Source organism: Bacillus sp. S/N-304-OC-R1 (genome assembly GCF_019749375.1).
Taxonomy (GTDB): domain Bacteria; phylum Bacillota; class Bacilli; order Bacillales; family Cytobacillaceae; genus Cytobacillus.
In genome coordinates this window covers 25,913-49,758 of record NZ_JACWFE010000011.1, presented here as the reverse complement: position 1 = coordinate 49,758, position 23,846 = coordinate 25,913, and the positions used below count along the sequence as shown (strand labels likewise).

The window sequence follows — 23,846 nt, the reverse complement described above, 5'->3', positions numbered from 1 at the left end:
AATCCTTAATAAAAAACTTACCATTCCAATTTAATTAAATAGACTAAACTAATAAGAGGATATTATGTTCAATATATGAGAATATATCCTCTTTTCGTATACATATTAGATTCTTTATTTAGATTATGAACAAACGGTACAATATGTATAGAATATAAAAGAAATTTTTATATACACAGGAAAAAAATGGTGTTAAAATTCCTCTCATAATAGTAAAAAAGTAGGGGTGGGCATATAGTGAATTCTATTACAAAAGCACTAGGTTTGATTAGCTTTACGATTTTTCTGCTTGTATTTCAATCTTCGTTTGCATCCGCAAAAGACTTAACAGTGGTAACTATTGAACAAGGTGAAAAAATTGAGGAATTAGTAATTTCTGAGGATTCAATAATAAATGCTGAAGAAGGAGTATTAATTCCAAAATTGATCATAACTAATGGTGCAACAATTGTTGAAATTAATGCTAATGTTCAAACTCTTGAAGTTGCAGCTCAAAATAATGTGGAACTAAACGGCAAGGGTAACATTACAGATCTTGTTATCTCCACAGGTACAAAAGTGACTGTGAATACTACTGGTGACATTCACAAACTTGAAATTACTAATAAGGATGCTAGATTAGTAGTAAAAGAAGGTTCAAAGATTTCAGAATTAAAACTTCCAGAAGGTTCAAAAGCTACGGATATTATTACTAACTATGAACAAGCCAAAGATAGATTTGAGAATATCAGTGATAGCACTACTATACCAAGACCAACACCAGATGAGATAACACCACCGACGGAAGACGAAGCAACACCACCGACGGAAGACGAAGCAACACCACCGACGGAAGACGAAGCAACACCGCCAACTGTTAAGGTCACTGAAGGTTTGCTTGTTGGAAAATATCCAAACGGTCCAAACGGTGCTAAATATATTACTATAAAAACAGATGATGATTCTTATAAACCAATTTTTTATGAAAATCCTTTGCTACAATATAAACATTTCATTAATGGAGATTCTGTAGAATCTAACATTTTCGAATCTCAACTTGAGAGTTCGAAAAGTACCAGAGTAATTGTTGAAGAAGGTATAAAAGATGAATATAATACAATTAATTTGATTATTCCACTAGGATAATTAGAACTTAACATTTTAAGAGCTCTTAGTAGAGCTCTTTTTATTTTGCTTTAAGAATTAGCTTTGCCCCGATTCGAACGGGCTATTTTATAATAAAGGAGATGAAGTATTGACTCTTACTGCGCAATAAACAACTCCAGTTTTTGAGGACTTTTTGAAGAATTTCACTTAAAGTAATGGTATCTCTTGATGAAGATATGAGTTTACATAAAACAAAACTTCATCCTCCTAATGGTTTTATAATCCTAACAAACAACAATGATGCCAAAAGATTTAGTTCTGATTTCCCCAAAAAGTATCATCAAATTATTGAATCGGGATGGGTCGAGGAAGAAATTAGTAATGGAGTTACTTCGTTACGTCGTGCAAATCACAATTTTATACGGTTAATTATGACGCAAAAAGCACCTTCGCTTGCAAGAAACATTCAGCTATCTGTTTGTTTGGTTGTAGAGCAGGTGGAAACTAGATTATACCTTAATCCTCCTTTTCTATTAGCTGCTATGGAAAGTGTTAAACTACCAATATTCTTTGATAAGGATTGGTCCGAAGGGGATTATAAATTCATCGTATCTTTTGAAGATATTGAAGGGCGCAGCTATGAGCAGTTCTTTACTATACAACATAAAGGTAGCCTCAATTATAGCTTCACTCCTATAAACAACCCTGAACTGCAAAATAAAAGCAGTTATTAAATTGAATATTAAAAGATAAAGTTGAATTTTGGAACAGAATTTTCTCTAACGGGGACATTAGTTTAAGAAGGCATATGATTTAAGTGAGTATTTTGCTGCATAGTACAACGATACTATGCAATAGAGAATCGATATTCAACAATCGGGAGCAATTATTGAATAAGAATAATTGCATTACATATTAGTCATGTAAAATATGTAATGCCATTTAATTTATCTATCTTTTATTAATTTAGGTCTTGATAAGTTCTAAGAAATGGCAATTTTTCATATAGGATAGTTCTTCAAAGGCACCTCATCTTATACGGGCACCTCCAGCCGCTTTAGAATTTCTTCTAATTAAAAGACTGCGTAAGACTTCAGCTTATTTCAAAAAGACTGGTCACTTTGTTTTGAATATGCTCCATATTCAGGCTCCTTTTATTTTAAGCTAGTAATTTATGGAGTTCTTCAACTTAAATTTCTTGAAATAGAGACGGTTTTTATTATCTTCCAATCTCACTCACAAGCATCGTTTGTTCTGATATGTAAGAATGTACTTTCAATTTAATCAAAAACAAATTAAAATTTTTAGAAACTAGAGAGACTGTATGGCTTTTCCTATAGAAGCGGATTTCATATCGTTCTCAAGTAGAAACATATTATCTTCATTTTACTTTTATATCTTTCAAAAAAAGGATTCTTAGAGTAACCATTGAATTTATAAGGAGAGAATTTCTTTTATAGGAAGAGGAGAATAGATAATGACCCGTGAAATCATGATCCAAGTAGATAAAATCACATCAGGAAAGAACAATATCATTTCCTTTGTTAGAAAAGGAAAACAAATTGATACAGCCCCTTTGAAATTAAAAAGCCTTTCAGAGGTGTCACAATATGATTTTAATCATCATTTTGACAAGGAAGATCTGGAAAGGTTAAATACAATGTATCCGTCTATTTACCCAAACTCGTCTGACAAAGATATCAACAATTGGGCTGAGGATATGAAAAAGGCCTTTAAAAACTTAATTGAAACTGGGGAATTTGATCGGACTTATAACCATAATGGGGAAACGGTAATGGTCAAATATATTTGGGTAAATGAATAATCTCTTCCCTTCATATTAGCCTCGAATGCGGTACATTTTGCGTCCGCTTCGAGGTAATAGTTTTGTTAATATGTCCCTATTTCACCATTAATTCAAATTCAACCCATAGGATCTAGATCCTAGTTTCTCTTTGTACTTTCGTTCCTCCGCAATAATTTCATTTCTTGTTAATGAAGCAGGCAATGTTTGAAGAATAGAATATCGAAACTTATGTACCCGATCAGGATCCTTTTCCAGTAGCTGCTTGAGCATCTTATTACCGCCATGCCTATTCTTTGCGTATTCCTTCCATCTTCCAAGAATCCCTTCTTTCCCTGAAGCCGAGCCAACATATTGCAAACCTTCTTCTGTATCAAGAATTAGGTAGACACCGCCCACTGAGGAAAGCATCTTATGCCAAACTAAATTAGCAGTTGGGTCGTTCATGATAGCTTTAAGCTCTATATAAGATAGACTCAATTCCAAATAGCCGGGAAAATCACGAACAAAGCCTTTTGGTAGCAATTGAATAACCTCTTTTTCGTTTGTGTCAATTTTCATACACCAAGCTTGTGCACTATTTTGCCAATTAATAACGAGTCTATGTTCAAGCTCCTCAAATCCAGGTAATTTTACTAAATTATATTTATATTTACTATTGAGCTTCGCTTTTCCTCGAAATGGAACATTAATGTCATCAGGAAACCCATTTACCGAAATTGTGCTGATGACTTGATAAACCCCAATAAAAAGAGCTTGATTATTCTTAATTCCGAGACAGGAAACTAAATAATCACAATCCTTGAATTGGTTCTTTTCCTGGTAGGATTGATAGATATCGAAATGTCCAGTAGCTAATAAACCATGCACATCAATATCCCTAGTATCTTGATGTCTAGCAATCTTAATTTTCTTGGTCATATCTAAACCTGCAAATTCTAATACTTTATTAATGGTAATCAAAGACCTCTCTCCTATCATTTTATCTAGGGATATTATACCAGTTTAGATCGGGTCGATTCTTTTTTAAGCTCGAATTTTTAATCATTAGCTTTTTGACAATATAATTGGTATCTCTACTAAACAAACGTTTGATTGAACTTTTGAACTATTAAAAACGGACTCTTGTATTTAAAATTACTTCGCCTCCTAACAATCAAACGTTTGTTTAATCTTATCCACAGCCTGTCCCTCCCCATCCTTTACCTATATTTAAAAAGTAAAAGGTTGTGCATTTGCATGAATATAGAGCCAGGCAATATTAAACAGTTTGAGTCCTTTTTACAATTTAACAGCTTGGAAGAATTTAATTCTCATATTGAAATGTGGATGTCGGTTCATAAGAACAAGCTTGCCAAGGGTAAGCTTGTTGGTTTGAAGCGGCTTATTCACTTTGCTGCGAAGGTGCCGGGTGAATGCAATGCCAAAATTGGAAGGGTGTTAAAGGCAATTCATGATGTGTTGAACGGAAACTGAATTTCCCGCTCAACCTTCAAAAGAATGATTGCGAAGGCAGCGGAAATCGGCATTTTGACTGTCCATGTAACCGAAAAAAAAAACGGTTCTCAGTCAAGTAATCTATATGTGTTCAATCGTTTCCCTAACAGTGAACCACCTATGAGGGAAAAATTGAACCCCCTTAATAAAACTAGCAATCTTAATAAAACTAATATTAATAACAACAATAAAATACGTAACGTGAACGATACATGTCTCGACCACACTTATACAAGTGACCGTGTGCCTGAAGCCTTTATTGGAGTGGTGAAGTACTTCTTCCCTGAAGCGAAGAGCATTGAGGAATTCTGGAGAATGACGAGCATTGCTGCATATCGCCATAATCGAGAAACCGAAAAGGAGCAAATATTATCTATTGCCATCCATTCCTTTAAACAGCTAATAGGAAAAATGAAATATGCGAGGGTCATTAAGCCTGTCGCTTACTACTATGGCATTATATTAAGGAACCTCTATTTTGATGAGCTGGCAGAATTAGGCTTTCCTGCTGACACATCTACGGAAAAATTGCTAACAAACAGTGGGCTGGGTGAGCTTTTTAGAGATGTGGTGTTCGGTTAAATTGGGACAAATCGTTTCTGACGATTAGCATAAAACAGCATCAATTTCCTTAAAACGCCATCAAAGTTCTCTTTTGATGCCTATTTTTGAGTTTTCACCCCTGTTTTTGGCTTCAAATTGGATTTAGAGCTGTTCGCTGGTCTAATTATATTTCGGTAAGGTAAAGCTACCCGGGAATACATGGTAAAGCGCGCTTTCCGAAAGGATTTCCAATGGAAAGCTTTGAACAGATTTCTAATCAATACACTCTGATGATCCACAAGATTATTTCGTCTTTGAACATTTACAAGAACAAGGATGAATTTTACCAGGTTGGCCTCATTGCATTATGGAAGGCATATTAACGTTTTGATCAAGAAAAGGGGCATTTCACAGGCTTTGCCTATTCTTATATTAGAGGGAGAATGCTGACTGAAATGTCGAGAAGCAATCGACATGTGGAGAAAGTGACCCCTGTTAATGAGGAATTTTGGGATTATATCGAAGATGAGTTGAGGTACTGCACAATGGATGAAGAAATTCTTCTGTCCTATTGTCAGGCTGGAAACTTAACAGAAAACCAAACAAAATGGGTGCTTTATACATTCCTAAAGGACCTATCCGTTATGAAAATAGCAGAAATTGAACAGGTTTCTCCTTCTGCCGTGAAAAGCTGGCGTTCAGGTGCTAAAGGGAAACTCCAAAAGGCACTTAACGGACATGAATAGTTTATTCACAGGGAGCAAGGTGTCATTGCCTTGCTTCCAAATGAATAGCCCTTTATTAAAAAATATTTCGAGTCTCTAATAATCAAACGTTTGTTTGAACTTTTTTCCTATTATTTATTTCGACTCTCTAATAATCAAACGTTTGTTTGAATCTTTTTACCTATCATTTATTTCGAGTCTCTAATGATCAGACGTTTGTTTGAACTTTTTTCCTATTATTTATTTCGACTCTCTAATGATCAAACGTTTGATTGAATTTTCCCACTATCCTTAATCTCTTAATCAATCGTTTGATTAATGCTATATACATAAATATTTGTTTCGACACCCTAATGTTCAAACGTTTGTTTGAATTTTCGCCTGACTTCACCTATCCGTCACATCTCTCTCCAAAATGATACGCGAAAGCGTACCACCTTGAATTTTTCCATGTGATAGCTTTTACATAAGTCTATAAGATTGGATGTAGAGAGCGATGGGAAAAGAAGTGGAGATTGCCCTGTATAAATTAATAGAATCACATAATATTAAATCGATTCGGGAATTGGGAAGGCTGGCGGATATTCGGCCAGCTGCATTAAACGGATTGGCCAATCAGAAGAGGCAGAGTATTAGCATTAAGCATATTAAAAAAATTGCTGAAGCCCTCGATATTACAGATACCAATGAAATTATTAAAATCATTGATACAGATGAAGAAACTGAGGACTGATTCACTTTAATCAACCATGCAGTGCAGCCGTCCTCCTTTTTTCTAATCAATCCATTACTCCTTCAACAGTTACCCCTATGAATCTAACCTCCCCTATGTTCATCAAAGCGTTAACTTCTTCCTAATCTTATGAAATCAACTTCCCAAAAAGGAGTTATTGAATATGTCTATGGAGAAACACTATTTCATTACTTCCGAATTTATGTACATGCTGGGTCACTATGACCGCTATGGTAAACTATGTACCCAAATCATTGAAACAACCAGGACCTTTCTTGTTGACATGTCTCCTATAGAAATTCTGGATTTGAGTATCAGTGCCTTTGGCTTTGATTTACGCGGTGCGATAGCCGCTTCCAAAAAACTTCTGGGTGATATTCATATGTGCCCCATTAAGGTAAATCCAATATACCAGATCGTCTTGTTCCCCACTAAATCACTCAATCATCAGGATACTATCTGGTTTAACCCGGATCACATCGAAAGAACTACCAGCATTTTTCGAAAAACAGCCTTTTTACTTAGCAATGGTGATACGCTGATTCTTCCAGCAAAACTATCTTCATTTAATTCAAAACTTCAAACAGCAGACCAATATAACAAGATGACAACAGGATTACCCGGAAGTCATTTCACACTGATGCTTGATCCTAGCAAAAAGCCCGTGAAAAAAAATGAGAGTACTAGGAACCGCAGGAATTAATGGATTACCTGCTTTGCAACGGGATAGCTGATTGCTACTATAGGCTTGCTTGAAAGAAAATAAAGAAAATAAGAGCTAGTTCTCCTTCCCTTTGCAGCCTCCTTCTATTCCCAGCACAAACATTTCCATTGTTTAATGAAATAGCCTCCCACGAAGCCCCTTCCGTTATTTGTTCCTCACCCATAATATCGGAAATCGTTCGGGCTAGACGGTAAAATTTAACCTGAACACGGTTACTCATTTTCATTTGTAAGACAAGCTGCCGCAGGAGCTGGATAACTTTCTCTGATGGGACATTGGTCTTGGTTAATTGCTCATAAGGAACTCTGCCATTGCATATCTCTCTGCCATATCTTTCGTATTGGCGTTCTCTCGCCTTCATCACTCGGTTCCTTATCACTTCTGATGTTTCATTCATTAGCCCGTAGTCCCTTTCAAGATTAACTGATTGTAGGCTGAGGGTCATATCAAATCGGTCACGTATAGGACTTGATATTCGATTTTGGTAGGATTGGATTTGTCTTGGGGTACATGTGCAGTAATGAGAGCTTGATCCTGTATATCCACAAGGACAGGGGTTCATGGCACCAATCAATACAAACGAGGCGGGATATGTGACAATCGAGTGGGTACGGATGATGGTCACCTTCCCAGACTCGATTGGCTGACGAAGCATCGCCGTGAGGACGTATGGATAAAATTACGCAAAATATACCCCTATAAAAAAACGCTTTATATAGGGGTTTATCCGATATTTTATTTAATCCGCATATTAGTTTCCATCACAAATAAAAATGCCCACCACGTTTGTGATGAGCTTAATTAGTTTGTCTTTTAATCTTTTATTTTTTCTACATACATTTTTATGAGTTTGTTTTTAAACCAGTTGGCTTTCTCATTACTCGATAATAAATATACAAAATTTTTTTCATGTGTTTTTAGGGATAGAGTATCGTATCTATGACTGAGTTTATCTAATACCGGCTTAATAAAAGATTTATTTCTTTCAAAAGCATTTATGGAGAATAATATTTTATTCTCTTCAGTACTAACCTTATTTAACTTAAATACTGCTTTTACATCCCCTGATAAAGAAGTAATATAGATCTCATTGTACCTAGATAAGGAAGTTGACATAAATTCAAATAAACCTTCGAATGAATTGCTATCATTCGGTAATAAAGTGTGTTTCTCCGAAAACTCCTTTTTCCCCTTTGATGTTAACCTAAATATTAATTTATCGTTGTTGCTTTTACCCAAAACTATTACAACAGCGAAATCTGTTATAGATATTTCATTCATAAGTTTAATAGAAAGTTTCTTGTTGTTATCGATTCCTATTAAAAATTTGGTACTAAGCAAATCTTTAAAGATAGTTTCAGTTCCTATTTTTTCGTTGAAATTAAAGAAATCAATAAATGAGTCGAGTCCAAATCTTCTAAACTTATTTAGTTCTATGGGGGCTTCTTTATTAAAATTCATAATAATTAATGGTAGGAAAAATAGAGGGATACCTAAAAGGATAGTTGAAGACAACACTAATATTTTATCTGGTGATGTATTCATATCAAGAAAATATCCAACTCCGCCTATAATCCATAAAAATCCACCCAAAAAAGATGTAATTGAAAATAAAACCAAAGTTTGTTTATAAACTCTTTGGTTTTGTAGAAGAGAAATAATCTTATTAAACTTCTTCGTTATCTCTGGAAAAATTATATTTTCTTCAGTTGCATTTAGTTTTATTTCTCTCGCCAAGTCAATGGATGTTTGAACAACTTTATCATTTTGTTGACTAAATACAATAGTAGTTAATGCCAGTAAAGCTGCCACAATTGCCGAAACCCATCCTAAATATTGAACCGAGTCAATTGAAATACCTTGTAAAAAAAAATAAATAGAGCTAGTTATATTTTCAAACCTATTCATTTATCATCAGAATAAACTTTAGAGCAAGGTCTAAAATTTTTCTTAGTACCTCCTCATTGTCAGTAAGTGTATATGTAATTAATCCGTTTGTATAAATTTTCAGGAGTATGGTTTTTCCTTCAATAACAACAATAAAACTCAGCCCGAAATATTCATCAACCTCAAAGGATCTAACTTCTTCGAAAGAATTAAATAAAGTATCTGTTGGAACAGGTAACGGAATCTTCAACAAGTTTATTTTTACATCTCTGTTAACCAATTTCGATAATACTATTTTTAAATATTCCTGATTTTGTACAGAGGATGTGAACAGTATAAATTTATTATCAATCCTATAGAAGTTAATAATGTTCATTGTTCCAAACTCAAAGGAATTGGACCAATGAATTTCACCAGTAGATTTATTTTGATCGTAAAAAGTTATAGAAAGGAATTTGCCGTTTTCCCCATAGGAAAAATTCTTTAATTCCTTTACTGCAACATCAAATGTTTCCACAACAATTGCATTACTAGACAAAAACATAACAAATCCCTCCCTTAACCTTCATTTTATAGCTATTCAGCGCTTTCTATACCATATTTATCTTTAAAATATGTTTCAATTTTACCTGTTTCGTCTTCATCTGTACTTAATAATTCAATTAAATCCTTTTTAATATCTTTCACAAGTTGTGCAAAAACGGATTTAGATCTAAATGCTGTTTTTATCAATTTTTCTCTTAATAAAGCATCTCCGTTTTGAATTGAGTCTTCATTATCTATAAGTTCAGTTATTCCTTTTAAGATATCCAAGCAAATATTCCTTAGCGACGACTCATTGATAAATTCTGAATCATCATAAGTAAATTTTAATACCCCTCTAAAATCAATTGTCAGCTTAGTTGATACCGCCTTATCGTTTGCGGTCAATTTAAATATGGATACCGTGCACTTTGTTATTCTATCGCCGTTATATAATCTTTCAACAACATCTGGATCTTTAAATAAATCAGTACCGCCGAGCTTTGCATTTTTTACTCGGGGGGCATTCTCATTATTAAATGAAAGTGAATCAACACTATGAAGTTGCAACCCAATCTCAGTAAATTTCTTATATATAAGTTGCACAACTAATAATGATAATGGATCAAAATCACTCATCGTTTTATCTTTCATATACCGGACTTTATTCTGAACATAATACTGTTTTATTATAATATCGGTTGTAGACTCACTTATATACTGAATGGCTTTATTATAAAGCTTACTATACCCACAATTTGAGGACATGAAAATGTTATTAGACAGGTCAAAGGAAAGAGTAAATTTCCCATTACTTAATTCTCTTTCTCTCTCCTGTGTAACAGGACTTATATAATAATCAGTATACCTTATTGTACAAGCCACTTTATCAGCTACTTCATCTAAAGTTATCTCTTCTCGTTGAAAGTCTACTGACTCATACTCCCGAATTTCATCTGGAAAAACATCCTCTAATAAGTCATAAAGTTCTTTTGCTGTTAGGCTAGTACTTATTGATGAAACAAAAAAAGGTTCTCCAATTGTGTACCGTTCATTTAATATATTTGCAATATCCTCAAGTATGTAATTTGCTTGGTTTTCTTCATCCCGAATTAGTTGCATAATTTGAAGTTTACATTTATTAACATCGCCTTCAAAATCAACTTGTAGCCCAAAATTATCAGCCAAGTATTCTTCAATGGCAATCAGCCTCTTATTTTTATTTACATTTTTCATGCGTTGGTCAAATATTATGGCAAAAACCTCAAATTGCATCTTATCTCCCCTATCATCCATTTTACAAGATATCAATTTAATCTTAGCATAAAACAACAATCATTATGTAAATCTTTACAATAAAAAAGAACCCACCAAGCACTCATACAACTGCCTACTCAGTGGGTTCTTATTACTTCTTCACCATATAATATTTTCGCTTACTTTGACTGCCTGGTATTATGTGGGGAACTGGCGCCGGAATAGAGATTCACTCCACATCATCTGTAATATCGGACATTCTTAACTTGATTTGAAAGCCCTCATACGACATAACCATCTTACCGACTTCTTCCCAAGAACGATAATAACAAGCGGCACCCCATCTGAGTTTGCATCATATTCTATAACGCCTATGAACTTATCATTAACAATCGAGTGGTACTCCTGTCCGTTTAGAAAAACATTAGTTTCAACCTGCTTTACATTAATCCCATTTTTTACTTTTTTAATTAACATGTTAAGCAACTCATCCTGCTTGACATGTAATTCACCATAGACAGCAAATCTGTAGCCCCATTCTATATTTTCCGCAGCCTCCAAGTATATCCCCACAGGATAGATACGCCTTGTATAGCAGACACCGACATACAGAGGCGATAATCACCATACTCATCATGAGTCATTTTATTATATGTCCTTCGATACTATTACAGTAATTACAACAGTACGCCCACCAAATTTCGTAGTGATACTAGCAGTCCCATTACTTGCTCCGTCCGGAATAATAATAAAACCCTCTTCGCTTACTTCCACTCTTTTCGTATTACTGCTTGTATAAGTAGCTTTTGTGGTTACATCTTCCGTACTGGCATCTGAATAGGCTGCTGTCATTTGTAATTGGTACGTCTTACCTTGATTTAATATGACCTTTTGTGTGTCTGCTGTCAGTTTTATGAGTACTGGTTTTGCCTCTATCGTTGCTCTAGTTTCTTTATCCTGATACATTGCGATGAGCGTATAGTTTCCTTTTGGAGCAGTCGATAAAGCTTTCAACGTTCCCTGGGTGATCGTTATTTGATCTTTGACGAGCTGATCTCCCTCATCTGTTAGATAATAAGATGCTAAGCCTGTTATATCTTTTTTCTTTCCATCTTGATAAGTTGCCGTCAACTTTACGCGAACTGTTTTGCCTAGTTCTAACAATACAGTTGATTGCTCGAACTCCACTTTTGTTACTACTGGCTCTACCGTTATTGCGGTAACGACTGAGCGGTTACCATATTTTGCAGTAATATTTACCGTTCCATTTGTTGCATCTGCTGGAATTGTAATAAGTCCCCGTCCACTAACTGCCGCTCTTTTCGTATTACTGCTTGTATAAGTAGCTTTTGTGGTTACATCTTCCGTGCCGGCATCTGAATAGGCTGCTGTCATTTGTAATTGGTACGTCTTACCTTGATTTAATATGACCTTTTGTGTGTCTGCTGTCAGTTTTGTGAGTACTGGTTTTGCCTCTATCGTTGCTCTAGTTTCTTTATCCTGATACATTGCGATGAGCGTATAGTTTCCTTTTGGAGCAGTCGATAAAGCTTTCAACGTTCCCTGGGTGATCGTTATTTGATCTTTGACAGATTGATTATCCCCATCTACTATGACGTATGATGCCAAGCTTGTTATATCCTTTTTCTTTCCATCTTGATATGTAGCCGTCAACTTTACGCGTGCCGTTTTGCCTAGTTCCAATAATACTGTTGATGGATCGAATTCCACTTTTGTTACTACTGGCTCTACCGTTATTGCGGTAACGACTGAGCGGTTACCATATTTTGCAGTAATATTTACCGTTCCATTTGTTGCATCTGCTGGAATTGTAATAAGTCCCCGTTCACTAACTGCCGCTCTTTTTGTATTACTGCTTGTATAAGTAGCTTTTGTGGTTACATCTTCATGGCTAGTATCTGAATACACAGCTGTAATTTGTAATTGATGCGTCTTACCTTGGTTTAATATGATCTTTTGTGAATCCACCCTGATGTTAGTTAGAGCAGGAATAAATTCCACTTTTTCTCTAAATTCTTTATTGTGATAAGTGGCAACTAGTGTGTAGCTGCCTTTTCTAGCAGATGGCAAGGCTCTCACTGTTCCATTATTTATCGATATTTGATTTTTGACAGAATTACCATCACCATCAATTATGTCGTATGACGCTAAATTTGTAATATCCTTGGTGCTTCTGTCTGAAAAAATAGCAGTCAACTTAAAGTAGACTATTTTTTCAGGTACTAATACAATTGTTGATTGATTCAGCTCTAATTTTGTTATTTCCGGCTCTACCGTTACTAGTATTGTTACCTCTTGATCACCGTATGTTGAAGTAATTTCAACGGTTCCATTCGTTGCATCTGCCGGGATGGTAATAAGTCCCCCTTCGCTTACTACAGCTCTTTTCGTATTGCTGCTTTTGAAAGTAGTTTCCGTTGTCACATCTTTGTAGGTGTTATCCGAATAATTTTCGTAAATTTGTAATTGATGCGTCTTACCTTGACTTAGAAATACTTTTGAAGGTTTTGCTTCTAATGAGACAATGTTCCGGCTAAATTTATCTATCTTTTTAAGATCAATCCTTGGTTTAGTTATATTATTTCTATAATCATTAATCATCTTCCCATTATGTTGCAGAAAAGTTAATATTTCCTCAACTGAAGCGGAAGGTTTCATTTCTTTCAATATTGCCCATGCCCCCGCAACATGCGGAGCTGCCATTGAAGTACCGCTCCAAGATTCGAATTGATTACCGGGTACAGATGAAGTTATATCCATTCCAGGTGCTAATAAATCAAGGATTTCTGCACTATTTGAAAAGTATGCAACAACATCACTTTTGGAAGTAGCGCCTACACTTATCGCCGAAGAAATACATGAAGGTGCAGAAATACCATCTGTATAGCCATTGTTTCCGGAAGCAATCACTACTGCAATTCCTGCTTTTCTAAGATTATCAATAATTACTTTTCTCCCATATTTTTCATTTTCTGATTCATCGCAATATCGAGGATTCCATCCCGCTCCTAAACTCATATTTACTGATGAAATATTGTATTTATTCTTTAGTTCAAGGACACGCTCAAGTGCAGAGATTTGATCAGAACTATATGATAGAACCTCATATCCATCTCCACTTTGTTTCGGGAATTTAGAAAATACTTGAATCGCAATAATATTTGCATCTTTTGCAACACCTGATAATTTCTCCCCATAATATGTAATTTCTTTCCCAGCTATCGTTCCAGCGACATGAGTCCCATGTCCACAACCATCAATTGATGTATCACAATCCATTCCTGACCCTATTGCTGTAGATTCTTTATTTCCATCTGGGCAAAGTGATGCAGAGCCCCGAATTGAATCTGTTGTTGAAAAACAAGCTTCAGATATAACTTTGCCTTTTAAGAAGGAATGGGTATTATCTACACCCGTATCTAACACTGCTACAGTTTGACCTTTACCAGTAAAACCCAAATCCCAAGCAGTATTTGATCCAATTATTCCATTACTCTCTGCCATCACGAGTGGAGTAGGAATATCCTCCTCAATGCTAACAACATTTGGATTTTGCAATAATTGTTCAAATCCCTCTTCTGTAACACTTAAAGCAACAAATGGAATCGTTTTAAATGTTTTCACTTCATCTATAGCCAGTTTTGATACCGTTTCCAAGTTGCTGATTAGATTTTTTTGAACCCTTTCAATCGTTTTACTGTCTTTTATTTCATCAGGCATATGGCTGCCATTTGTTAGACCAACAATAATACGAATTTTTTTATTATCATTTAATTTCTCTCTTAAACTATCAATAGCATCATTCGTATTCGATGTATCTTCTGAAATGACATTTTTCTCAGTACTAAAATTATTATTCTCCGCAAATACTGGCAAAACATTCATTAATGATCCATACAAAGTTAATAAGATAGTAATTACTAAAGTTATAAATCTTTTATACAACCTACTTCACTCCTCACTCAAACATAAAAGAGACTAATTCCCCTTCTTTTCTAGATTACCATATGGTAAATATACCATTAAATGATTTTTTTGAGAGTTAATCCAATATTTAAGATAATCATGAGGTGCTCTTATCTCGAGCTAACTATGTTTATGAAAATATTGGTCATTACTCCTACTCTTTTCATAGTTATTATTTATAAATAGAAAAAGAGAGATACCTATAGGATGTTTGTAAGCTTCATTGATGATCATAGTTTTTTGGAGGAAATTTTCTTAAATAAACAATCGAGAAGAGTGATTAATGAGGTCTTTTTCTGAAAGAAGTGTACATTACGTAATCTCCAATAGTAATTTTCGGATTACACATAAAGATCGTCCTCGTTGGTTTGGTCACGTAAATTTTAATGGATAGGAGATTTTTTGTTTGATTTTTTAATATTAATACATCAAGAAGGGGCTCCAAACAATCAGTTACCCTGACTATTCGGAAAGCCCCTTCCTATATAGTATTTATCTATAAACCTATTAGTTATTTACAACTAAAAAGGTATTATTGAGTTACAGTAGCAGACGTAAATGTTAATACATTATCATTAACATCTTTAACATCTAATCCATCTACAGCTTTAATTGATAATCCTTTAGCAAGATCTTCAGCTGCTACAGCACTGCTTAAAGTTAGTACTAAAGTATTTTGAGCAGCAGATTTAAGAACGTTTGCAGTAGTTACAGTTGTTGCAACTTTTGTACCACCAACATAAAGATTGAAGTCACGATCAGCAACATTTGTAGTATCATAAACTGCTTCTGAGAATGTTAATGTAATTTTATTGTTTTCTGTTAATACAGCTTTGGTAACTGTTGGACGAACATTTTCAGTTAATGATAAGTCGTTTTTGAAGAATGGATCCATAGCAACAGAAGAACCAAGTGCTTTAACGTTTTGAACAGTAATGTTACGAACGCCTGTGAAAATGTTAGAGTTAGCTTTAAGCTTTAAAGTAACTACTTGAGTTTCAGCAACTGAATCATAAGCTGCTAATGTTGCTGATTCAATCACAGCACCATCAATTTTATAGTTAGCAATATTTGTTGCAGAGGCACCGTCAACTTTACCTGTAAATGTAACAGTAACTGTATCATTATTAGTAGCTGTAAGAGTCGGAGCTGCTAGTTTAGTTGTATTAGCTGCTGCACCATCTACTCCACGAGTGAAAGAAGCAGAAGCTTTTTCTAACGCTACTCCTGATAAGCTAGTTACACCTGAAGCAGTTGCAGTAATCGCATCGACTTTATAATGTCCGCCTTCAACTGTTGCAAAATCAGATAATTTAACACGTAACACTTTTTTGCTTGTAGTAGATGCATACGTTGCAGCAACATCAGTGCTTCCAACAGAAGTTGTTACATAGTCTTTCACATAAGAACCTGAGATAGCAAGGTTACCTTCTGTAACATCTTTATCATAAGTTAACTCTAAATATTCAGCGTTATCAGAACTAACCACTAACTTTGAACTAGTTGCTTTTGGTGCAACTGTATCTTGGCTAAATGTTACTACTTTCGTTACTGCATCTCCAGCTTGGTTTGCTAAATCTGCATAACCAGCGTTTACAGTTACGTTTTGAACACCAGAAAGATTTGAGTTAACAGTTACTTTATATTCACTACCTGAAACTTTTTCAATTTTTGCAACAGTGTTGTTAGATACTGTTACGTTGTTTGTGTTAATAGTTCCTGAAGTAGCCGGTAATACTACATCTTTAGAGAACTTAATGTTGAAAGTTTTCACACCAGTTTGTAAAACAGATGATACAGATGGTTTAACTCCATCAACTTGTTGTTTAGTAATTTGAACTGTAGCTGGGTTTGGTGATACTAGATTTCCAGCTTGATCTTGAAGACCAATAAAAGTAACTGTAATTGGCTTATTAACAAGAACAGCTGCATCTGATAAATCTACAACAACTTCAGTAGCACCTTCTGTAACAGTTACAGATGCATTTGCTACTGATGTACCATCAGCATAAGTTAGAGTTGCATTACTAAATGCTTTAACTGGCTCAGAGAATTTGATTTTCACTTGATTTGCAGAGATTTGTTCAGTTCCTAAAACTGTAGGAGCTGTAGTGTCAGCAGCAAATTTAGTTACTTGTTTGTATTCAGCAAGGTCCTTGCCATTTAGAGCTTTTAAGCCATCAATTACAACATCATAACGATTAACTACTGGCGCTGATGTCGTAAGAGTTAAAGTTTTGCCATCTGCACTTAATGATGCATCCGTTACAGTAACAGCTGCTTGTCCATCAAGCTCATTTAATGTGAAAGTTGCTTTGATTGTACCGTCAGTATTGAAAACTGAGTTTTTGTCAATTGCTGTATTAAAAGTAACAACTAATTGAGTTGCACTAATCGCACTTACTGATTTCACAGCAGGTACTAATTGTCCTTCTAATTCATCTAAAGTTTTTACTAAAGATGCTTTCATTACGTCATTCTTAACGTCTTTCATGAACTTAGCAGCTTCTGAAAGGTGCTTTTCAACGTCTGCTATGTTGTTAGCAGCAAGAGCTTTTTTCGCTAAGTCTAATTCGATTTTTACAGATACTTCGTATTTTACGCTGTCACGTACTGTTTCAGCAGATTTCTTGTATTGATCGCGGACAGCATCACGTGTAGTTTGTCCATAAACGCGGTCTAAAAGGATTGCTTGCTTACGGATTTCCGTAGAAAGTGCATGGTAAGCTGCTTCAGTATTGTCATCGATTAGGTTTTTATCGATTTGTGCTGCAAGAGCTGCTTTCTTTTCAGTAATCTTTTCACCAGCTGTAATTGCATCAATGTAAGCCATTGTGCGGTTGATGTGTAGGGTTACGTTTTGCTCAATATCAGCTAAGTAAGCAGTTTTTTGGGCTGCAGGTAATTTATTGATAGCTGCAACTGCTGCATCACGAGCTGCTTTCGCTGCATTGTATTGTGCATATGGACGAGTTTTTCCATCTGCTGAACCTTCAGTAGAGATAGCCCATTTTAAAACTGTGCCAGCATCTTTCGCTTTTTTTACTAGAGTCTGAACATCAGTAGACGCCGCTTGAGTTCCAGCCGGAGCTGTTGCTACGAATGCAGATGCTGCGATTGCTGTTGCACTAAGTACTTTAATTGCCTTTTTCTTATTCAAGGTAAATCCCCCTAGATCAATATTTATATTATTATATTAATATACCAACTTTATGTAAGGCTGGTGAAACTCTCCCTACAAGGAATATATTAAATTAATTACCTCTCTAGATAAATGCAAAAAATATGCCAGCAGTCGTTGATTTTGGTTATTTAGGATAAAAATAGTAGAAAAAATTACGATTTTCCCATAAATTTGGGTATAAAAAAATCAACCTACCAAAATAGGTTGATTTTACTATTATTGCTCTATTTCATATTTCCATAGGTCTGCTTGATTTCGGAAATAGAGATTTCCTTCTGAATCCTGAGCAAGCTCATAAGCTCCCTCTTGCATTAAAATTTCTATTTCCATTGTCTTTCGGTCAACTTTAAACAGTCTGCCTTCTACTGTTCCATATATGTTTCCATCAATACCTTCTATTATTTTGGCATTTCGGAAACGTCCTGAAATGAGATCGAAAATTGGCTTTGTTCGAATTTCCTTAGTGTCAGGATTATAGGATACTAATGTTCCGTCAGCCATTGCCCATATTGTTCCCTCTTTGTCAGCAATAATACTTGTAATCATGCTGGCACTTAATGGGAGGTGAATATACTCCTTCTCCTCTGGGTAATCAGGTCTGAAGCGGAAAAATCTCGCCCCACGCTCATTTACTTGATAGTTTGCGTGAATTGAGGTGCCTCCATAAATATAATCACCATAGTATAAGAATGAAACAAGGCTTTGATTATATATATAGTTTTCATAGACTTCTTGTTTATTCTTCTCTAGATCGTAAATGGCCAATGCCCCGCCACCCATGCTTGTTTCTGGATAGGTACCGACAAATACCATATTCAGCTTTGGAACAGCCGTAATTGCTGTAGAACGCTCCTGACCATAGTCGCCAAGACGCATAATTTCTCTTGGATTTGTAACATCCCAAGGCTTAGTTAGATCTAGTTCCAGCACACGAGATTTCGGGTAAGCTCCAATATATAGCTTATCCCCCATAATCGTCATCGATTCAATCTGGCTAATATTCTGATGTAGAACCGATTGTTTTGTCTTCGTGTTATAGATAGCTAAACCACCTGACATATAGCCATTAATAAAAATATTCTCTCTTTTTTCATCATGGATCATGGTATAAAGTGTGACTGGCTGAGGCGGCAGCTCAAGCTTAGTAATCTCGTAATAACTTGTTTCTAAATTATATTTTAATACATTTCCAGCATTATCAAGTAAACCTACAAGTGTATAGCCAGGGTAATTCTCATCGTCTAATTCCACGAAATCTAGTGTTAGTAATTCGGTTCCTGTTAATAAAGGAACTTCTAAATCAATATGTTCATTTGTATTTAGGTCGTACTTATATAAACGATTATGCTTCGAATAATAAATGGCATCCTCATTTGGGGACAATAGTGAAATGGTTCTAGAATTCAGTTCAATTTCATCTACCTTTTTTAAAGTCTCCTTATCAAAAACCACCAAGCGGTTTGATGGATCCATTCGGGCATATACTTCATTTCCTATTATACGAATATCGCGAACATATTTATCATTCTTATACTCTTCTGGAAGAAATGCAGTCTTCTTCTTTGTCTTTAAATCAAACTTTACAAGATCCGCCTTTGATCCAACACCTATGTATAAGGTATCACTCTCTTGGTCATAAGCAACAGATTTAGCGAATTCCTTCTTATATAATACCTGCCCGAAATTCACTAACTCATCCTGATGTGAATCATACTTAAAAACAGATCCGCCATAAGCAGTCGAACCAAAAATGATTCCATTTACTGCATCTAGGTCCTGAATTGCAGTATCCTTTGGCAGTGTCAATTTATTGCCGTGATCATGAAACTCTTCCGTGTTCGGGTTATAGCTATATACATTCCCCTCTGTTGTACCGCCAACCCAAACTGTTCCATCTTCATCTACATCTAATCCCCAAGCACTTGTTGAATGAGACAAGGTATATGTATGCTTCAATTCATTACTATTTAAATCTACCACAGCTAAAGCAGATGGGGTACCGTGCATGACAAAGTACATATAAGGATTCCCTTCTTCATCTGTACCAGCAGCTGAAGTTAGAGCTGAAGTCTGAAATACCTGTGGTCCAAGTAGATTAGCATAGCTCTTCTCATGTTCAATGATTTCTTCATCTTTGTTATCCAATTCAATTTCATCTTCGCCTTGATTCTCTGCAAATCCCTTTGTTTGTCCAAATGACAAGAAAAGAGGCAATATCACCAAGAGTGTTAATATCTTTCTTCTCATCCAATCTTCTCCCTTCCAGAACATTATAGCAAATATTAGTCTAGTAGGCAGGTTTTTCCTAAATGATAATTAATAGAACGAAAAAAGTCCTAGAGTGGCATTTTTCCCTTAGGACCGATAGGATATTTTATAAATTTATTTATAATGATGAAACTTTTCATAAAGTTATTTTGTCTATTTAACTATAGTATGAAATCTTTTACAATAGAAATATAGTAAATTCATTATGTTTCCACATATTCCACTTATTTCATACCAAGGGGGTTTATTAATGAAGAACAAAAAGACAATGAAAATAATTAGCGCTTCTGCCATAGCAGCTTCAGCTTTTGTTTCCACAACTGCTACTAATGCTAATGCCGCAACAGTAAGCCAAGCGGACAAGCTTGTTCAAGCTGCCAAATCAGCAGGGACTGTCTTGAAGTGGACTATATCAATTGAAGGAACAGCAGATGGGAAAACTCGACCATGGGAAGCGTATAACAATGCTAAAACAGCTTATGATCAAGCAGTTAAAGCTGTTAATACATTACCAGCAGCCCAAAAGAACAAATACCTGGCTGAACTCGATCAAGATGTAAAGCTACATATTGACCGCACGATGCGCTACATTGATGCTATTACAGCGGGAGAAAAGATCAAAGAAAAGCAACAGACATTAGCCTATCAGCTTGATATCAATACGATTAATGATCAAACAGAGACAGCCTTCCACGAGCTTTCAACAGAAATCCGAAAGCAGGCGATACTTCTAGACCGTGTATATGGTCAATCTACACGTGATCTCATTCGCTCTCAATATAAGCAAGCTGCTGAAAAGGTACGCGACAATGCAAAATATGCCGTTACCGTGAAAATTGAAATCGATTTAGCTACAAAGGCATTAGCGGCTAATAATTCTACCCAAGCGGAAAAACATATCGCAGAAGCAAAGAAATATATGAATTATGTTGACAATACGGTGATAAAAAATGTCCTGAACAATCGTTTAAGCTCACTAGAAACAACTACCACCCTAAAGGTACAAAAGGTTAGTGCCGCTGAGCCAAGACGAATTAAAGTTGAATTTAATAAAGCAATGCTTGCCGGCTCCGGAACAAACAGTGCTGAGAACACGAAAAATTATACAGTTTCCAGTCGTTCTATTAGAAGCGTTACGCTCTCTGATGACAAAAAATCAGCAATTATCGAGCTATACGATTCACTTTATACCAATACAACCTATTCGGTTACAGTGAAGAAAAATATTCAAACCGCTAATTATGAAACATTAGGCCAGTCTGATTCTACTTCTTCCTTTACTTTTACTAAATCTACAAAGCCGACTGTTAGCTTCGTAACAACTGATTCGAAAGGAAATCTTGAGATCAAATTCTCAGAGATGATTGATTCAAACTCACCGGTAAGTGTTACTCTTAATGGAAAAGAAGCTAGTATTAATACACTTTATAATGATACTGATACGGCTGTTATTCCAAAAGCTGAACTTGATCGCATAGGGTTACAAAAAGGAAAGAACTATTCTATCGTTGTTACCGGTGCTAAAGATTTACTTGTAAACTCACCAAATACGATGAATAAGTATAGTGGCACATTTTACTATAACTCTTTGGCGGATACTTCGCTCCCAGTAGTTAGAAGTGTACAAACGAAAGGTGAGAGAACGTTCACTATTGAGTTTAACGAAACTCTTATTGACCTTACTGCTAGCCACCTTGTCATTACAAAAGGCAACACAGCCATTCGCCCTACATCTGTTAAAGACATTTCAGGGAATAAAACAAAGTTTGAAATCGAGCTACCTGCTTCAGTTTATGGGACAAACGAGAGCTCTGTTCGATTGAATGTACAAGTGAAGGATTATAAGGACTTAGCTAATAATGTTGGACGGTCAACTGATTATACAATTAACATAACAAAGGATGTAGCGCCTCTTAAGTTTATTCGTGCTAGCTATGATAATAAGGCAAATGAGTTTCATATATTTTTCGACAAAACGCTAAAAACAGGTACACCTTTAGTAGCAGACATTACCGCCTATGGTCCTGATGGAAAGACATTTACACCTAAACCAAAAGCGAACAGTGACACCAAAATGATTATCGATGCAAAAAATCTGCCTGATGGAGATTATACTTTTAACATTAATGAGGGAACAGTTAAGGATAATTCCAGCTCTCAAAATGGGAATGAGTGGTTTACAACTTCGATAACAAAAAGAGAGGATATGGAGAAACCAAAGGCTACAATCCTTGCATCATCGGTAAATGGCCAATTCAAAGTCTCATTTAGTGAGCCAGTGACCGAGGAGACAGCGACTTTATATTCAAATTACCAATTAAATAAGATTTCTTTACCTTCAGATACCCAGTTTGATTTCAGCATTGACAAAAAACTTGTCATAATTACCTTGCCTGAGGGTCATATTGAAAAATCTGGCATACAAACAATTACAGTTACTGGTGTAAAGGATCCTTCTGGTAATATAATGGCTAGTACCTCACTCGGTATTACTATTAAAGAAAATAAACAACCTGAACTTGTGTCTGCTGTACTTGTAGGTAGTAATATCAGGCTTACATTTTCGGAAAATATTCAGCTTTTGGACAGCGGAAAAACTAGTTTTGATATTACGAGTGATAACGATCCAGTATCAGCAAGCGACTATAAGGTAGAAAGCAACTCTAGCAACAAAAGAGAAATTATAATTTCACCTCTAAGTAACAGTGAATTATTTACATCTGGCAGTATATTAATTAATACAAAAACTAATGCAACGATTAAAGATGATGCAGGAAATACAATTAAAGCGGGTATTTCTAAGACCATTAACTAATAAAATTCAAGGTATCAATTAAACTTGTTAGAGCATAGCATTAATTGTAAAGGGGAGTAATCACTTTGGTGATTACTCCCCTTTTATTAATTATTGATTAAAAAACAATTAAATTAATTAAGAAAATAGAGTAATATGGAGTTTCCATCAAACAGACTTATATCACCTAAAAATGCAAACCTTTCCCATCATGTCACCCCAGCGCTATAGAATATAGAGCTAAGGTCGTTTGATTTGGTCGACTTTGTTTTATTAAATTAAACTTAATAATATTCTCATAGTCTCACGATAAATCCTTCACTATGCCTAGTTCCTTTTTATTAACTTACATTTATTTACCCATTTAAGGTGCGACTGTTAAATAAATGAGGACTATGTGATTTCCATATTTGGCTGTAATGTTAACTGTACCGTTTGTTGCTTCAATTGGGATCGTAATGATTCTTCTGCACTTACTGTTGCTCTTTTTACGTTACTACTCGTGTAAGTTGCTTGTCGAGTAACAACTTCGGTACTATTATCTAAATAATGTGCTGTAATTTCTAACTGCTGTGTATCACCAGGTTTTAGTGTGACCCGTTGGGAGTTCCAAGTGATTTTTGTTAAAACTATCTTAACATCAATATCTGTACGTACTTCTTTATCTTGATATTTAGCAATTAATGTGTAAATTCCTTTTTCTGCTGTTTGTGAAGCTTTCAGTATTCCATTGCTGATCGATATTTTATCTTTTTCTTTCAGGTGGTGACAGGCACCTTCCCTAAATCCCACAGGTAAGATTGCAGTCTTTTCTTCCATCTACCTGCTTCATTTA

Annotated in this window: 19 protein-coding genes and 2 pseudogenes; 9 read left to right on the top strand and 12 right to left on the bottom strand. The window is 35.3% G+C overall.

The window, feature by feature from the left end; all coding sequences use genetic code 11:
* The first annotated feature begins 237 nt into the window (after nucleotides 1-237).
* The 3 genes from H0173_RS10310 to H0173_RS10300 all read left to right on the top strand — a co-directional run bounded on the left by H0173_RS10310 (nucleotide 238) and on the right by H0173_RS10300 (nucleotide 2,911).
* Nucleotides 238-1,125 carry a hypothetical protein gene (locus H0173_RS10310; RefSeq protein WP_221846366.1) on the top strand — a complete coding sequence of 296 codons (888 nt, stop codon included), beginning with the start codon at nucleotides 238-240 and terminating at the stop codon, nucleotides 1,123-1,125.
* Between the two features lie 176 nt (nucleotides 1,126-1,301).
* Entirely contained in the window at nucleotides 1,302-1,820 is a 519-nt protein-coding gene (locus H0173_RS10305; protein WP_221846364.1) for a hypothetical protein, read from the top strand.
* A 743-nt stretch (nucleotides 1,821-2,563) separates the two neighbouring features.
* Complete coding sequence (locus H0173_RS10300) at nucleotides 2,564-2,911, top strand: hypothetical protein (protein ID WP_221846363.1); 348 nt, start codon at nucleotides 2,564-2,566, stop codon at nucleotides 2,909-2,911.
* 87 nt (nucleotides 2,912-2,998) lie between these two features.
* On the opposite strand, the gene H0173_RS10295 is transcribed toward H0173_RS10300, so the two are convergent.
* Entirely contained in the window at nucleotides 2,999-3,853 is an 855-nt protein-coding gene (locus H0173_RS10295) for a GIY-YIG nuclease family protein (protein ID WP_221846361.1), read from the bottom strand.
* 276 nt (nucleotides 3,854-4,129) lie between these two features.
* Here H0173_RS10295 and H0173_RS22270 point away from each other — a divergent pair, with 276 nt between their 5' ends.
* From H0173_RS22270 to H0173_RS10275, 5 genes are all read left to right on the top strand, one after another.
* A complete protein-coding gene (locus tag H0173_RS22270) occupies nucleotides 4,130-4,366 on the top strand; it encodes a hypothetical protein (RefSeq protein ID WP_260631133.1) in 237 nt (78 codons plus the stop codon).
* A gap of 153 nt (nucleotides 4,367-4,519) precedes the next feature.
* Nucleotides 4,520-4,969, top strand: a complete 450-nt coding sequence (locus tag H0173_RS22265; RefSeq protein WP_260631132.1) for a hypothetical protein — start codon at nucleotides 4,520-4,522, stop codon at nucleotides 4,967-4,969.
* A gap of 404 nt (nucleotides 4,970-5,373) precedes the next feature.
* Nucleotides 5,374-5,676 carry a sigma-70 RNA polymerase sigma factor region 4 domain-containing protein gene (locus H0173_RS22540; protein ID WP_313770626.1) on the top strand — a complete coding sequence of 101 codons (303 nt, stop codon included), beginning with the start codon at nucleotides 5,374-5,376 and terminating at the stop codon, nucleotides 5,674-5,676.
* Nucleotides 5,677-6,151: 475 nt separating this feature from the next.
* Nucleotides 6,152-6,388 (top strand): helix-turn-helix domain-containing protein, encoded by a 237-nt coding sequence (locus tag H0173_RS10280; RefSeq protein WP_221846358.1) that lies wholly within the window; start codon nucleotides 6,152-6,154, stop codon nucleotides 6,386-6,388.
* 163 nt (nucleotides 6,389-6,551) lie between these two features.
* Nucleotides 6,552-7,091 (top strand): competence protein ComK, encoded by a 540-nt coding sequence (locus H0173_RS10275; protein WP_221846356.1) that lies wholly within the window; start codon nucleotides 6,552-6,554, stop codon nucleotides 7,089-7,091.
* Between the two features lie 37 nt (nucleotides 7,092-7,128).
* Here the strand turns inward: H0173_RS10275 and H0173_RS22260 are convergent, their stop codons facing one another.
* From H0173_RS22260 to H0173_RS10235, 10 genes and pseudogenes are all read right to left on the bottom strand, one after another.
* The gene (locus tag H0173_RS22260; RefSeq protein WP_260631135.1) at nucleotides 7,129-7,509 is read right to left on the bottom strand and encodes a magnesium chelatase subunit ChlI family protein; all 381 of its coding nucleotides are present in this window, start codon (nucleotides 7,507-7,509) and stop codon (nucleotides 7,129-7,131) included.
* A gap of 33 nt (nucleotides 7,510-7,542) precedes the next feature.
* A pseudogene (locus H0173_RS22255) lies at nucleotides 7,543-7,767 on the bottom strand (ATP-binding protein); the annotation flags it as partial.
* Between the two features lie 158 nt (nucleotides 7,768-7,925).
* Nucleotides 7,926-9,020, bottom strand: coding sequence for a hypothetical protein (locus tag H0173_RS10265; protein ID WP_221846352.1), 1,095 nt, complete (start codon nucleotides 9,018-9,020; stop codon nucleotides 7,926-7,928).
* The gene (locus H0173_RS10260; protein WP_221846350.1) at nucleotides 9,013-9,543 is read right to left on the bottom strand and encodes a hypothetical protein; all 531 of its coding nucleotides are present in this window, start codon (nucleotides 9,541-9,543) and stop codon (nucleotides 9,013-9,015) included. Before H0173_RS10260 ends, H0173_RS10265 begins: the two co-directional genes overlap by 8 nt.
* Before the next feature lie 32 nt (nucleotides 9,544-9,575).
* The gene (locus H0173_RS10255) at nucleotides 9,576-10,796 is read right to left on the bottom strand and encodes a hypothetical protein (protein ID WP_221846348.1); all 1,221 of its coding nucleotides are present in this window, start codon (nucleotides 10,794-10,796) and stop codon (nucleotides 9,576-9,578) included.
* A 211-nt stretch (nucleotides 10,797-11,007) separates the two neighbouring features.
* A complete protein-coding gene (locus H0173_RS22895; protein WP_483862194.1) occupies nucleotides 11,008-11,070 on the bottom strand; it encodes a hypothetical protein in 63 nt (20 codons plus the stop codon).
* A 164-nt stretch (nucleotides 11,071-11,234) separates the two neighbouring features.
* Nucleotides 11,235-11,360: pseudogene (locus H0173_RS22890) on the bottom strand (DUF7686 domain-containing protein); the annotation flags it as partial.
* Between the two features lie 66 nt (nucleotides 11,361-11,426).
* A complete protein-coding gene (locus H0173_RS10245) occupies nucleotides 11,427-14,744 on the bottom strand; it encodes a S8 family serine peptidase (protein WP_221846344.1) in 3,318 nt (1,105 codons plus the stop codon).
* A gap of 553 nt (nucleotides 14,745-15,297) precedes the next feature.
* Nucleotides 15,298-17,925: a hypothetical protein gene (locus H0173_RS10240; RefSeq protein ID WP_221846342.1), complete on the bottom strand. Its 2,628-nt coding sequence runs from the start codon at nucleotides 17,923-17,925 to the stop codon at nucleotides 15,298-15,300.
* Nucleotides 17,926-18,165: 240 nt separating this feature from the next.
* The gene (locus H0173_RS10235; RefSeq protein WP_221846340.1) at nucleotides 18,166-20,196 is read right to left on the bottom strand and encodes a YncE family protein; all 2,031 of its coding nucleotides are present in this window, start codon (nucleotides 20,194-20,196) and stop codon (nucleotides 18,166-18,168) included.
* A gap of 271 nt (nucleotides 20,197-20,467) precedes the next feature.
* Between H0173_RS10235 and H0173_RS10230 the strand changes: the two genes are divergently transcribed.
* The gene (locus H0173_RS10230; RefSeq protein WP_221846339.1) at nucleotides 20,468-23,032 is read left to right on the top strand and encodes an Ig-like domain-containing protein; all 2,565 of its coding nucleotides are present in this window, start codon (nucleotides 20,468-20,470) and stop codon (nucleotides 23,030-23,032) included.
* 372 nt (nucleotides 23,033-23,404) lie between these two features.
* Here the strand turns inward: H0173_RS10230 and H0173_RS10225 are convergent, their stop codons facing one another.
* On the bottom strand, nucleotides 23,405-23,830 hold the full coding sequence (locus H0173_RS10225) for a hypothetical protein (RefSeq protein WP_221846333.1): 426 nt from the start codon (nucleotides 23,828-23,830) through the stop codon (nucleotides 23,405-23,407).
* Between the last annotated feature and the right edge of the window lie 16 nt (nucleotides 23,831-23,846).